This window comes from Variovorax paradoxus NBRC 15149, assembly GCF_001591365.1.
GTDB classification, from domain to species: domain Bacteria; phylum Pseudomonadota; class Gammaproteobacteria; order Burkholderiales; family Burkholderiaceae_C; genus Variovorax; species Variovorax paradoxus.
In genome coordinates this window covers 1,417,501-1,429,772 of record NZ_BCUT01000001.1, presented here as the reverse complement: position 1 = coordinate 1,429,772, position 12,272 = coordinate 1,417,501, and the positions used below count along the sequence as shown (strand labels likewise).

The window sequence follows — 12,272 nt, the reverse complement described above, 5'->3', positions numbered from 1 at the left end:
ATGGAAACCGACGACGACACCCCACCCGCGGCCACCGCCGAGCCGCGCAATTCGTACCTCGAGGAAAAAGCCTTCAAGTCGCGCACGCTGCTGATCTTCGGCAGCATCACCGATTCGGTGGCTGCCGACGTGACGCGCAGGCTCATCGCGCTCGATGCCGACAGCGGCGACAAACCCATCGACATCCTGGTGAGCTCGCCCGGCGGCCACCTGGAGTCGGGCGATGCCATTCACGACATCGTGCGCTTCATCTCCGCGCCGGTGAACATGATCGGCACCGGCTGGGTGGGCAGCGCCGCCACGCACCTGTACCTGGCGGTACCGCGCGAGCGGCGCGTGTGCCTGCCGAACACGCGCTTCCTGATCCACCAGCCCAGCGGCGGCGCGGGCGGGCAAGCGACCGACATCGCGATCCAGGCGCAGGAAATCATCAAGGCCCGGCACCGCATCGCGCACGAGATCGCGCGGGAAACCGGCAAGCCGATCGACGTGGTGCTGGCCGACATCGAGCGCGACCGCTGGCTCTCGGCCGCGGAGGCGGTCGAGTACGGCCTGGTCTCGCGCATCATCCAGCGCAAGACCGAGCTGCACGCCTGATCAGGCCTTGGGCTTGTAGGCCACCACGTCGATCTCGACCTTGGCGTCGACCATCAGCCGCGCCTCGGTGGTCGAGCGCGCCGGCTTGTTGTCACCGAAGTAGCTCATGTAGATGCGGTTGAAGGCACCAAAGTCGCGCGCGTCCTGCAGCCAGACGGTGCTCTTGCAGACGTCGTCGAGCGTGGCGCCGGCCAGCGCCAGCACCTTCTTCAGGTTTTCCATCACCTGGCGCGTCTGCGCCTCGATGCCGCCCCCCACGATCTCGCCCTCGGCATTGGCCGGCACCTGGCCCGACACGTAGATGAAATCGCCGGCGCGCACGGCCGGGGAGAAGGGGCGGGCCTGGCGGTCCGAGGCGATGGGCGGGGCGCCGAGGTATTCGAGCGGCATGGGAGGACTCCTGAAAGGATTGAAAGAAAAGCAGATCGCAAGTATCGATCCAATCTGAAAATTTGTTTCAGAAAAACCCACAAACAAGGGTTAACACGGATGATTTGGCATGGATAGTGCTTCAAAGTGCGGGCCGAAAAGAAAATTTCTTTCACAATTTGCCTGCCCCACGAAGGAGTTCCCCATGTCTCACGCCGGTCTTGTCCAGTGCCTGCCGAAGCTGTCGAAACGCAGCCTGCTGGCTGCCTCCCTGCTCGCCATGCTGTGTGCCGCGCTGCCTTCCCAGCCTGCGCATGCCCAGGGGCCGCGCAACTTTGCCACGCTGGCCATGGTGGCCGAACCGCAGACGCTCGACCCGATGGCGTCCACGGCCGACCTGGTCGGAACCATCATGCAGCACGTGTACGAGACGCTCTACACCTTCGACGCCAAGTGGAACGTGGTGCCGATGCTGGCCGAGAGCAGCCCCAGGATCTCGGCCGACGGCAAGACCTACGCGATCACGCTGCGCAAGGGCGTGATGCTGCACAACGGCCGCGAACTCAACGCCGACGACGTGGTGGCCAGCCTGCAGCGCTGGATGGACCAGTCGCCGCGCGGCAAGGCCGTGGGCAAGGAAGTCGAGAGCCTCAAGGCCAAGGGCCCGCTGGGCGTGGAGATCGTGCTGAAGGCGCCGTATGCGCCACTGCTCTCGCAGCTCGCGCTGCCCAGCGGCATGGCCGCCATCATGGCGAAGGATTCCATCGCTTCGCCGCTCAAGGATTTCGTCGGCACCGGCCCCTACAAGTTCAAGGAGCGCCGCCCCGACCAGTTCGTGCTGCTCACGCGCTTCGACAAGTACGCGGCGCGCAAGGAACCCGCGAGCGGCTACGGCGGCAAGCGCGAGGCGGCCATCGAGGAGCTGCGCTTCGTGCCGGTGCCCAATGCCAGCACGCGCGTGGAAGGCGCACTGGCCGGCCAGTACGACTTTGCCGACCTGCTGCCGGTCGAAGCGCTGCCGCGCCTGGAGAAGTCGGGCGGCAAGACCGTGCCGATCATGACGCCGTCGTTCGGCTTTCCGTACCTGGTGCTCAACACCAAGGAAGGCGTGGCTTCCAACCAGGCCGTGCGCCAGGCGATCCAGTCGGCGCTCGGCGAGGGCGAGATGCTCGCCGCGGGCTTTGGCGACACGCGCTTTTTCGTGGCCGAAGGCAACCACTTTCCCAAGGGCTCGCCGTTCTATTCGACCGCGGGCACCACGCTCTACAACGAGCGCAACGCCGCCAAGGCCAAGGAGGCCGCGGCCAAGGCCGGCTACAAGGGCGAGCCGATCCGCGTGCTCACCAGCCGCCAGTACGACTTCCACTACAACATGTCGCTCCTGATGGCCGAGCAGCTCAAGCGCGCCGGCTTCAAGGTCGACCTCAACGTGGTCGACTGGGCCACGCTGGTGCAGCGCCGCAACGACCCGAAGCTGTGGGACATCTACGTGACCCATTCGGGCCAGTTCCCCGAGCCGATGCTCTCGCCGCCGCAGCTGGGCGACGGCGCGCCGGGCTGGTGGGACTCGCCCGCCAAGAAGTCGGCGCTGCAGGCCTTCAACGTCGAGAGCGATCCGGCCAAGCGCGGCGCGCTGTGGGGCAAGGTGCAGCAGGTGGTCTATGAAGAAGTGCCGTACATCAACGTCGGCAAGTTCAACGGCCTCTCGGCCAAGAGTCCGGCGCTGGACAACTACCAGCCCGCGACCTGGCCGTTCTTCTGGAACGCAAGGATCAAGTAAACCCCCGCCCCGCCACGGAACCGCCCCCCATGTTTCGCTATCTTGCTTCCCGCGCCGCCGGCATGCTCGTCGTGCTCGCGATCGTGGCGGTGCTCGTCTTCGTGCTCACGCGCGCGGCCTCGGGCGATCCGGTCTCGGTGCTGCTGGGCGACCAGGCGACGGCCGCCGACATCGCGCGCGTGCAGAAGGAATACGGCCTCGACAAGCCGCTGCCCGTGCAGTTCGGCTACTGGCTGCGCGAAGTGCTGCAGGGCAACCTCGGCACCTCGATCTTCCTGCAGCGGCCGGTCACGCAGGCGCTGTGGGAGCGGGCCGAACCGACCACGCTGCTCGCGCTGATGGCCGTGGCCATCGCGGCGCTGATCGGCGTGCCCTGCGGCATCGTCTCGGCGGTGTTCCGCGGGCGCGTGGTCGACCAGCTCTTCACCGGCATTGCGATGCTGGGCGCCAGCATTCCGAGCTTCTGGCTCGGCATCGTGCTGATCCAGATCTTTGCGGTGTCCTTCGGCTGGTTTCCTGTCTCGGGCTACGGCGCGCCCGATGCGCCGTTCGCCGAACGCTTGCATGCGCTGGTGCTGCCGGCCACGGTGCTGGGCCTCTTGAACTCGGCGCTCATCATCCGCTTCACGCGCGCTTCGATGCTCGACGTGCTCGGCGAAGACTATGTGCGCACCGCGCGTTCCAAGGGCCTGAGCGAAAGCACCGTCGTGCTCAAGCATGCGCTGCGCAATGCGCTGGTGCCCATCGTCACGGTGATCGGCCTCACGGTCGCGCTGATGATCGGCGGCGCCGTCATCACCGAGACCGTGTTCGGGCTGCCGGGTGTCGGCAACCTGGTGGTGAGCGCGGTGCTGCGGCGCGACTATCCGGTGATCCAGGGCGCGCTGCTCGTGATTGCGGCGATCTACGTGCTGATCAATTTCTCCATCGACCTGCTCTACGCCGTCGTCGATCCGCGCGTGAAAGTCTGAGGGAACAAGAATGCAAATGCCACGAATGCTCCGCCAGCTGATGCACCGCCGCATCGTGATGGTCTCCGCGCTGGTGCTGCTGGTCATTGCGGTGCTCGCCATCGGCGCGCCGCTGTTCGCCTCCATCGATCCCAATGACACCGCCGTGCTGCAGCGCCTGAAGGGCCCGAGCGCCGAGCACCTGCTGGGCACCGACGAGCTCGGCCGCGACATGTATTCGCGCATCGTCCACGGCGCGCGCTACTCGCTGGCCATCGCGGCGCTCACTGCGCTGGGCGCGGTGGTTGCGGGCACGGTGCTGGGCCTCTTGGCCGGTTTCTTCCGACGGCTCGATACGCCGCTGATGCGCGTGGTCGACGCGATGATGTCCTTCCCCGACATCCTGCTGGCGATTGCGCTGGTGGCGATCCTCGGGCCTTCGCTCATCAACACCGTGCTCGCGCTGGTGCTGGTCTACACGCCGCGCGTGGCACGGGTGGTGCGTGCCTCGACGCTGGTGGTGCGCGAGCTGCTGTTCGTCGAGGCGGTGCGCGCGCTGGGTGTGCGCACCTCGCGCATCCTGTGGCGGCACATATTGCCGAACCTGATGTCGCCGATCCTCGTGCAGGTGTCGTTCATCTTCGCCTACGCGATCCTGGCCGAGGCGGGGCTCTCGTTCCTGGGCGTGGGCGTGCCGCCCGAGATTCCGACCTGGGGCACCATGGTCGCTGGCAGCCAGCAGTACGCGCACCAGGCCTTCTGGGTGGTGCTGTTCCCGGGGCTCGCGATCATCTTCACCGCGCTCTCGCTGCAGCTGCTGGGCGACGGCGTGCGCGACCTGCTCGACCCCAAGCTCAAGAAGACCCTGTGATGACGAACGCCACGAACACCCCGCGTCTCACGGTCAGCAACCTGAGCACCAGCTTTCCCACCGAGGACGGCCTGATCCGTTCGGTGGCCGATGTGAGCTTCTCGATCCAGCCCGGCAAGACCACGGCGCTGGTCGGCGAATCGGGCTCGGGCAAGTCGGTGACCAGCCTCACGCTGATGCGCCTGTTGCCCAAGACCGCGAACGCGCAGGTCAGCGGCTCGGCTTCTTTCGTGACCCGCGAGGGCAAGACGCTCGACCTGCTGCAGATCGGCGAACGCGAGATGCGCAGCCTGCGCGGCAACCAGCTGTCGATGATCTTCCAGGAGCCGATGACCAGCCTGAACCCGGTCTTCACCATCGGCGAGCAGATTGCCGAAAGCGTGCGGCTGCACAAGGGCCTGGACCGCAAGGCGGCCATGGCCCATGCGCTGCGCATGCTGGAGCTGGTGGAAATTCCCGCGGCCGCGCAGCGCATCCACGAGTACCCGCACCAGCTCTCGGGCGGCATGCGCCAGCGCGTGATGATCGCGCTGGCCATGGCCTGCGATCCGACGCTGCTGATTGCCGACGAGCCCACCACCGCGCTCGACGTCACCATCCAGGCGCAGATCCTCGAGCTCATGCGCCGGCTGCAGGCCGAGACCGGCATGAGCATTCTCTTCATCACCCACAACCTCGGCGTGGTCGCGCACCATGCGGACGACGTGGTGGTGCTCTATGCGGGCCGCGTGGTCGAGAGCGCGCCCGTGCGGCCGCTGTTCGCGCAGCCCGAGCATCCGTACACGCAGGGCCTTTTGGCCTGCCTGCCGGGCAAGGCGCGGCTGCCGGGGCAGCCCAAGCCCAAGCGGCTGTTCGCGATCCGCGGCCAGGTGTCGAGCCCGCTGGCACCGCCGCCGGGCTGCGCCTTCGAGCCGCGCTGCGACCATGCGCTGGCGGGCTGCAGGGAAGCGATTCCGCCGCTGATCGATATCCGACCGGGCCGGCAGGCGCGCTGCATTCGCGTGCAGCCGGATGCTCAACTTGCGAGGGTGGCATGACGAGCGCGCTGCTCCTTTCTTGCTCCCTCCCCTCCCGGGGGAGGGCCGGGGTGGGGGCACGCGGCCGTTCCATCGTTGCGACGCTCTCCACCGCCCAGAGCCCCCACCCCAACCCTCCCCCGGAAGGGGAGGGAGAAAGCCTACGATGACCACCGCCGCTCCCCTCATCGAAGTCCGCGGACTCAAGAAATACTTCGGCGCCAGCGACCGCCCGGTGCGCGCGGTCGACGACGTGTCTTTCGCGATCCAGCCCGGCGAAACGCTGGGCCTGGTCGGCGAATCGGGCTCGGGCAAGAGCACCATCGGCCGCACCGTGCTGCGCCTGGTCGAGCGCACCGAGGGCCAGGTGCTCTACCGCGGCGACGACATCGGCGCGCTGTCGGGCGAACGCATGCGCCGGCTGCGCAGCAAGCTGCAGATCATCTTCCAGGACCCCTATGCGAGCCTGAATCCGAAGATGCGCATCAGCGCGATCCTCGGCGAGGCGCTGTCCACGCACGGCCTGCACAAGGGCGCGGCGGCGCGCGACAAGCGCATTGCCGAGCTGCTCGAAACCGTGGGCCTGCGCGCCGAGCATGCCAGCCGCTTCCCGCACGAGTTCTCGGGCGGGCAGCGCCAGCGCATCGGCGTGGCGCGCGCGCTGGCCGTGGAGCCCGAGTTCATCGTGGCCGACGAGCCGCTGTCGGCGCTCGACGTGTCGATCCAGTCGCAGGTCATCAACCTGCTGGCCGACCTGCGCGAGCGGCTCGGCCTCACCATGCTCTTCATCTCGCACGACCTCGACGTGGTCGAGTACCTGTGCGACCGCGTGGTGGTGCTGTACCTCGGCAAGGTGATGGAAGTGGCGACCACCGACGAGCTGTTCGCGCGGCCTTCGCATCCCTACACGCAGGCGCTGCTGGCCGCGAGCCCGAAGCCCGACCCGACGCTTGCCACCGAGCGCATCGCGCTCAAGGGCGATATCCCGAGCCCGATCTCGCCGCCCTCGGGCTGCGTGTTCCGCACCCGCTGCCCGCACGCCATCGAGGCCTGTGCGCAGACGGTGCCGCCGCTCGACGAGATTTCCGCCGGACACTACAGCGCCTGCATCCGAAAAGAGCTGCTCTCCAACATTGCCGCATGAACACCATGACCGACACCACCGCCGACCCGGAATTCAACGACCCGCTGCTGGGCAGCAACTTCAAGGGCTACCCGCGCACCCAGCCGCCGCGCCGCCGCAGCGAAGTCGGCGCCGCGGGATGGAACGTGCTCGCGGGCGACCTGCCGCTGCCGCTGGCCGTACTCAAGCGCGAGGCGCTCGAGCACAACCTGGCCTGGATGCAGTCGCGCGTACGCGCCTGGGGCATCGACCTGGCGCCGCACGGCAAGACCACCATGTCGCCGCAGCTCTTCCGGCGCCAGCTCGACGCCGGCGCCTGGGGCCTGACCTTCGCCACCGTCACGCAGCTGGCGGTGGGCGTGGCCGCCGGCGCGCGCCGCACGCTCATCGCCAACCAGGTGGTGAGCGACGAAGACCTGGCCGGCATCCAGCTGCTGCTGCACGCGCACGCCGACTTGCGCGTGGTGTTCCTGGTCGATTCGCTCGCGCAGCTCGCATTGATCGAGGACTGGTCCAAGCGCCATCCCGAGAGCGTGCCTTTCGAGGTGATGCTGGAGATCGGTGTGGAGGGCGCACGCACCGGCTGCCGCACGCATGAGGAAGCCGTGGCGCTTGCCACGCGGCTGCGTGCCAGCGATGCGGCCAAGCTCGTGGGCATCGAAACCTACGAAGGGCAGGGCGCCACGGGTTCCAGCGAAGCCGACGCGGCCTACGCCAGCGCGCTGATGGACCGCGTGGAAGCCATCGCGCGCCATTGCGACACGCAGCAATTGTTCGAGACCGACGAGGTGCTGGTCTCGGCCGGCGGCTCGGCCATCTTCGACCTGGTGGCGGGGCGCCTGAAGCCCGCGCTGGGTTCGCCGGTGCGCGGCCTGCTGCGCTCGGGCTGCTATGTGACGCACGACCACGGCTTCTACAAGCGCATGGTGAGCGCGGTGGACGAGCGCCTGGGCTGCGATTGCGGCGAGAGCCTGCGCCCCGCGATGGAGGTGTGGGCCACGGTGCAGTCGCGGCCCGAGCCCGGCCTGGCGATCCTGGCCGTGGGCAAGCGCGACATTTCCTTCGACCTGTCGATGCCGGTGCCCATCGCACGCGCCGCACGCGGCATGCTCGAAGCGCAGGCGGTGCCCGCCGGCTGGAAGATCACCGCGCTCAACGACCAGCACGCCTACCTGCGCTGGGACGCCGCCGAAGAGGCGCAGGCCCCCGTGGTCGGCGACCGCGTGGGCCTGGGCATCTCGCACCCCTGCACCACCTTCGACAAATGGCACTGGATGCCGGTGGTCGAAGAGAACTACCGCGTGAGCGACGCCGTCGCCATGCATTTCTGAACCCGCCGCGATGACTCCTTCCCTGCTTCAGAAGATCGCGCAGGCCCGCAGCAGCGCGCCGGCCACGCGGCGCGCGATTCTCGACCTGATCCTCGAAGACCCCGACCGCGCGCTCGAAGAGAGTTTCGAGCAGCTGGCCGAGCGCTCGCGCAGCTCGGTGCCCACCATCATGCGCACCTGCCGCGACCTGGGCTTTGCGGGGCTGCGCGAATTCAAGCTCGCGCTCGCGCAGGAGCTGGCGCTCGGCGGCTCGCCGCTGCACCGGCGCGTGAACATCGAGGACGCGGCCGACGAGGTCGTCGGCAAGATCGCGCGCAGCGCGGCGGCCTCGGTGTCCGGCGTGCGCGGGCAGCTCGACATGCAGGTGCTCGAAGGCGCGGTGGCCGCCATCGCGGCCGCACCGCACGTCGACCTGTACGGCGCGGGCGCCACCTCGTGGTTCATGGCCAACGACCTGCAGGCGCGGCTCTTCAGGCTCGGCCTCTCGGCCAATGCCTGGGCCGACTACCACCTGCAGCAGGTGGCGGGTGCGGCGCAGCGTCCGGGCGGCGTGGTCATCGCCATCTCGCACGTGGGCGGCATGCCTTCGCTGCTCGATGCGGTGGACATCGCGCGCGGGCAGGGTGCCAAGGTGGTCGCGCTCACGCGGCCCGGCACGGCCCTGGCGGCCAAGGCCGACTTCCTGCTGGGCCTCTCGGTGCCCGACGACGCCGTGATGCACGTGGGCATCGATGCCTACCTGACGCACCTCACGGCGATCGAGATCCTCACGGTGCTGGTGGCCCAGCGACGCGGCGAACCCGCGGTGCAGCGCCTGCAGCGCGCGCGCGAAGCCTTCCAGCGCCACGGCATCGACGCCACCACGCATCCGCTGCAAAGCTGGGATGGCGGCGGCATCAACACGGGAGGGCCCGCATCGTGAGCGATCGATCGAAAGCCATCCTGCTCGAGGCCGGACTCGTGGTCGACGGCTCGGGCGGGCCTTCGTGGCCCGGCGACGTGCTGCTGCAGGGCGACCGCATTCTTGCGCTCGGCGAGGGCCTGCGCGGGCGGCTGCCCGAAGGCCTCGCGCCCGAAGACGTCGAGATCGTCGACTGCCGCACGAAGGTGATCGCACCCGGCTTCATCGATGCGCACACGCACGACGACGCCATCGTGCTGCGCGACCCGCTGTGCCTGCCGAAGGTGTCGCAGGGCATCACCACCGTGGTGACGGGCAACTGCGGCATCTCGCTCGCACCGTACCGCACGCCGCAGTCCAAGCCGCCGCTCACGCTGCTGGGCGCGGAATCGTTCAAGCATGCGACCATGGCCGAGTACCGCGCGGCCGTCGATGCCGTGCAGCCCGCGCTCAACGTGGCGGCGCTGGTGGGGCACACCACCTTGCGCTTCGCTGCGATGGAAGCGCTTGATCGTCCGGCCAGCGGCGACGAGCTCGCGCGCATGGCGGCGCTGCTCGAGGGCTGCATGGCCGAGGGCGCGCATGGCTTGTCGTCGGGGCTGTTCTATGAAGAAGCATTTGCTGCGCCGGCCGAAGAAGTGACCGCGCTCGCACGCGTCGTGGCAAGGCACGGCGGCGTCTACGCCACGCACCTGCGCAGCGAGATGCAGCAGATCATCGAGGCGCTGCATGAAGCGGGCGACACCGCTTTCAGCGCCGGCGTGCCACTGGTCATTTCGCACCACAAGTGCGCGGGCCCCGCCAACTGGGGCCGCACGAAGGAAACGCTGCCCTTGATCGAAGCGCTCGCGCAGCGGCAGAAAATATCGATGGACGTGTACCCCTACGTGGCCGGTTCCACCGTGCTGCGCGAAGACCTGGTCGACGGCGTCATCGACGTGCTGCTGACCTGGTCCGACCCGTACCCCGAGATGACCGGCCGCCTGATCTCCGACATCGCGCGCGAGTGGGGCACCACCGAGCAGGAGGCGTGCTTGCGCCTCAAGCCTGGTGGCGCCTGCTACTTCCAGATGCAGGAAGAAGACGTGGAGCGCGTCATTGCGCATCCGCTCACCATGATCGGCAGCGACGGCCTGCCGCACGACCGCCATCCGCATCCGCGGCTGTGGGGTGCGTTCCCGCGCGTGTTCGCGCGCTACTGGCGCGAGCGCCGCCTGTTCACGCTCGAGCAGGCCGTGCACAAGATGACCGGCATGACCGCGCGCAACCTGCGCATCGCAGACCGCGGGTTGCTGCGTGTGGGTGCAATGGCCGACGTGGTGGTGTTCGACCCCGAGACCATCGCCGACACCGCCACCTACGACAAGCCGCACGGCGTGAGCCTGGGGGTGGAGCGGGTGTTCGTGAATGGGGTGCTCGCGTATAGGGGCGGTGATGCTGAAGCGAAGGTGCTTGCGCGGGCGGGGCGGATGCTGACTCGCGGGAGCTGAGGCGCACGTTGCGCTGGGGTCTTGTGTTCGGGGCGCGTGCACAGGCCACCGGGTACTCCCCTCCGCGAATGTCCCCCGGCCTGCGGCCTCCTCCTTGATTTCGCTGCGGGGAGCACCCGATGCTCTGTGCACGAGGGCACGCTCGTTGTGCATCGCTGATCAACCACCGCTCCGCATAACGCTCCCGCTGATGGGGTGCCTTGCGCAGCGAAATCAAGGGGGAGGCCGCAGGCCGGAGGACATTCGCGGAGCAAGGTACCCCGTCGGCGGGAGCGCGCCCCGAACAACAGCGCCAAGCCGAACAACGCCAAGCCGAACAGCAGCGCCAAGCGAGCGCGCAAAAGGCGTGGCATGCTGGCGCATGGCCCATTCCACACCGCTTTCCGACTCCCCGGCCCAGCCTTCGTCTTTCCACCGCCGCCCGGTCCCCCTCGCCAAGGCCTACCGCCTGCTCAACCACGGCCCCACCGTCCTCGTGAGTGCCGCGCATGGCGGCCAGCGCAACATCATGGCTGCGGCGTGGGCAATGCCGCTGGATTTCGATCCGCCCAAGGTGGCGGTGGTGCTCGACAAGAGCACCTGGACGCGCGTGCTGCTCGAAGGTGCGGGCAGCTTCGCGCTGCAGGTGCCTACGCGGGCGCAGCTCGATCTCACCGATGCGCTGGGCAACAGCTCGGGCCGCGAGATCGTGGAGCGCGACGGGCACGACAAATTTGCGGCCTATGGCTTGCGGACCTTTGCGGGCGTTGCAACCGAGGCGCCGCTGCTGGAAGGCTGCGCGGCCTGGCTCGAATGCCGCCTGCTGCCCGAGCCGCCGATCCAGCAGCGCTACGACCTATTCCTGGGCGAGGTGATCGCGGCGCAGGCCGATGCGCGCGTGTTCGCCGACGGCCGATGGAACTTCACCGGGCATGACGAGCTGCGCACGCTGCATCACGTGGCGGGCGGGCATTTCATCGTCGATGGCGAGGCCGTCGATGCGCGGCCGCTGGCGCCCGTGCGCCGCTAGCCTTGCCGCGCGTGGCCGGCTCCGGTTTCAGGGAACGGGGTTGCGCGCGACCGGCACCACCAGCATGCGGCGCAATGCGAGCACGCCGCACAGTCCCGCGATAAAGACGAGCAGCAAGGCCCACGCCGTGTCCGCCGTCGAGCTGCCATCCGGCCAGTCGCCGATGAAGATCGTGCCGCTGTTGTAGGCCGCATGCAGCGCAATGCACGGGATGAGCGAGCGGCTGCGCTCATAGAGCCATCCGAGCACGGTGCCCATCACCAGGCCCACGACGAACTGGTAGATGTTCAGGTGCGCGGCGCCGAAGAGCAGCGCCGAGCCCACGATGGCCTGCCAGCGCGAATAGCGCAGCAAAAACCCGCGCAGCACGATGCCGCGGAACAGCATTTCCTCGAGCAGCGGCGCCATCAGGCACACGGCCAGCGTGGCCGCGACGCTGCCGTCGGCCATGCGGCTGAACATCGACTCCTCCCAGGCGGAAAGCGGCGCGATGAGAATCAGCAGGTTGAGCACGGCGCTCATCACCACCATCAGCCCCGGCACGAGCAGCAGCACGGGCGGCACGACCAGCATCAGGGTGGCGCGGGCGGAAGCCGGCGACTGGTGGAAGAGTTCGCGGTAGCTGAGCTTCTGCTGGTGCATCACCACGGCGAACACGCAGCCGTTGCCCAGCACCGCCGACAGCACGCCGAGCTGCATGCCGTTCAGCCCAAGCCAGCGATTGGCATCGCGCAGCGCTGCGCCGATCGCGAATTCGCAGAGAAACACCGCAAGGAACAGCAGCGCGGCCTGCGTGGCAGAGGGAAAGGCCGTGCTTTTAGGAGAAGGCATGGGC

General features: G+C 68.4%; 12 protein-coding genes. 10 read left to right on the top strand and 2 right to left on the bottom strand.

Features of this window, described 5'->3' with window-relative positions; translation table 11 throughout:
- Entirely contained in the window at positions 1–597 is a 597-nt protein-coding gene (locus tag VPA02S_RS06805; protein ID WP_012746361.1) for an ATP-dependent Clp protease proteolytic subunit, read from the top strand.
- Here VPA02S_RS06805 and VPA02S_RS06800 read toward each other — a convergent pair whose 3' ends face one another.
- Positions 598–987 carry a RidA family protein gene (locus VPA02S_RS06800; protein ID WP_012746362.1) on the bottom strand — a complete coding sequence of 130 codons (390 nt, stop codon included), beginning with the start codon at positions 985–987 and terminating at the stop codon, positions 598–600.
- Between the two features lie 184 nt (positions 988–1,171).
- Between VPA02S_RS06800 and VPA02S_RS06795 the strand changes: the two genes are divergently transcribed.
- From VPA02S_RS06795 to VPA02S_RS06755, 9 genes are all read left to right on the top strand, one after another.
- Complete coding sequence (locus VPA02S_RS06795; RefSeq protein ID WP_012746363.1) at positions 1,172–2,746, top strand: ABC transporter substrate-binding protein; 1,575 nt, start codon at positions 1,172–1,174, stop codon at positions 2,744–2,746.
- A gap of 29 nt (positions 2,747–2,775) precedes the next feature.
- A complete protein-coding gene (locus VPA02S_RS06790; protein ID WP_012746364.1) occupies positions 2,776–3,717 on the top strand; it encodes an ABC transporter permease in 942 nt (313 codons plus the stop codon).
- A 10-nt stretch (positions 3,718–3,727) separates the two neighbouring features.
- Positions 3,728–4,567, top strand: coding sequence for an ABC transporter permease (locus VPA02S_RS06785; RefSeq protein WP_012746365.1), 840 nt, complete (start codon positions 3,728–3,730; stop codon positions 4,565–4,567).
- Positions 4,567–5,604 (top strand): ABC transporter ATP-binding protein, encoded by a 1,038-nt coding sequence (locus tag VPA02S_RS06780; RefSeq protein WP_012746366.1) that lies wholly within the window; start codon positions 4,567–4,569, stop codon positions 5,602–5,604. Before VPA02S_RS06785 ends, VPA02S_RS06780 begins: the two co-directional genes overlap by 1 nt.
- Before the next feature lie 145 nt (positions 5,605–5,749).
- On the top strand, positions 5,750–6,727 hold the full coding sequence (locus VPA02S_RS06775; RefSeq protein ID WP_012746367.1) for an ABC transporter ATP-binding protein: 978 nt from the start codon (positions 5,750–5,752) through the stop codon (positions 6,725–6,727).
- Positions 6,724–8,037 (top strand): amino acid deaminase, encoded by a 1,314-nt coding sequence (locus VPA02S_RS06770; RefSeq protein ID WP_012746368.1) that lies wholly within the window; start codon positions 6,724–6,726, stop codon positions 8,035–8,037. Before VPA02S_RS06775 ends, VPA02S_RS06770 begins: the two co-directional genes overlap by 4 nt.
- 10 nt (positions 8,038–8,047) lie before the next feature.
- Positions 8,048–8,959 (top strand): MurR/RpiR family transcriptional regulator, encoded by a 912-nt coding sequence (locus tag VPA02S_RS06765; RefSeq protein ID WP_012746369.1) that lies wholly within the window; start codon positions 8,048–8,050, stop codon positions 8,957–8,959.
- Complete coding sequence (locus VPA02S_RS06760) at positions 8,956–10,428, top strand: N-acyl-D-amino-acid deacylase family protein (RefSeq protein ID WP_012746370.1); 1,473 nt, start codon at positions 8,956–8,958, stop codon at positions 10,426–10,428. The genes VPA02S_RS06765 and VPA02S_RS06760 overlap by 4 nt, the downstream gene beginning before the upstream one ends.
- A gap of 361 nt (positions 10,429–10,789) precedes the next feature.
- Complete coding sequence (locus VPA02S_RS06755; protein ID WP_012746371.1) at positions 10,790–11,437, top strand: flavin reductase family protein; 648 nt, start codon at positions 10,790–10,792, stop codon at positions 11,435–11,437.
- 27 nt (positions 11,438–11,464) lie between these two features.
- Here VPA02S_RS06755 and VPA02S_RS06750 read toward each other — a convergent pair whose 3' ends face one another.
- Positions 11,465–12,268, bottom strand: coding sequence for a CPBP family intramembrane glutamic endopeptidase (locus tag VPA02S_RS06750; protein ID WP_062363004.1), 804 nt, complete (start codon positions 12,266–12,268; stop codon positions 11,465–11,467).
- Between the last annotated feature and the right edge of the window lie 4 nt (positions 12,269–12,272).

What these genes read in the sequence shown, in the direction of transcription:
- VPA02S_RS06795 (WP_012746363.1), top strand. Translation starts at nt 1,172, where the DNA reads ATGTCTCACGCCGGTCTTGTCCAGTGCCTGCCGAAGCTGTCGAAACGC.
- VPA02S_RS06800 (WP_012746362.1), bottom strand. Translation starts at nt 987, where the DNA reads ATGCCGCTCGAATACCTCGGCGCCCCGCCCATCGCCTCGGACCGCCAG.
- VPA02S_RS06790 (WP_012746364.1), top strand. Translation starts at nt 2,776, where the DNA reads ATGTTTCGCTATCTTGCTTCCCGCGCCGCCGGCATGCTCGTCGTGCTC.
- VPA02S_RS06750 (WP_062363004.1), bottom strand. Translation starts at nt 12,268, where the DNA reads ATGCCTTCTCCTAAAAGCACGGCCTTTCCCTCTGCCACGCAGGCCGCG.
- VPA02S_RS06805 (WP_012746361.1), top strand. Translation starts at nt 1, where the DNA reads ATGGAAACCGACGACGACACCCCACCCGCGGCCACCGCCGAGCCGCGC.
- VPA02S_RS06775 (WP_012746367.1), top strand. Translation starts at nt 5,750, where the DNA reads ATGACCACCGCCGCTCCCCTCATCGAAGTCCGCGGACTCAAGAAATAC.
- VPA02S_RS06755 (WP_012746371.1), top strand. Translation starts at nt 10,790, where the DNA reads ATGGCCCATTCCACACCGCTTTCCGACTCCCCGGCCCAGCCTTCGTCT.
- VPA02S_RS06785 (WP_012746365.1), top strand. Translation starts at nt 3,728, where the DNA reads ATGCAAATGCCACGAATGCTCCGCCAGCTGATGCACCGCCGCATCGTG.
- VPA02S_RS06780 (WP_012746366.1), top strand. Translation starts at nt 4,567, where the DNA reads ATGACGAACGCCACGAACACCCCGCGTCTCACGGTCAGCAACCTGAGC.
- VPA02S_RS06765 (WP_012746369.1), top strand. Translation starts at nt 8,048, where the DNA reads ATGACTCCTTCCCTGCTTCAGAAGATCGCGCAGGCCCGCAGCAGCGCG.
- VPA02S_RS06770 (WP_012746368.1), top strand. Translation starts at nt 6,724, where the DNA reads ATGAACACCATGACCGACACCACCGCCGACCCGGAATTCAACGACCCG.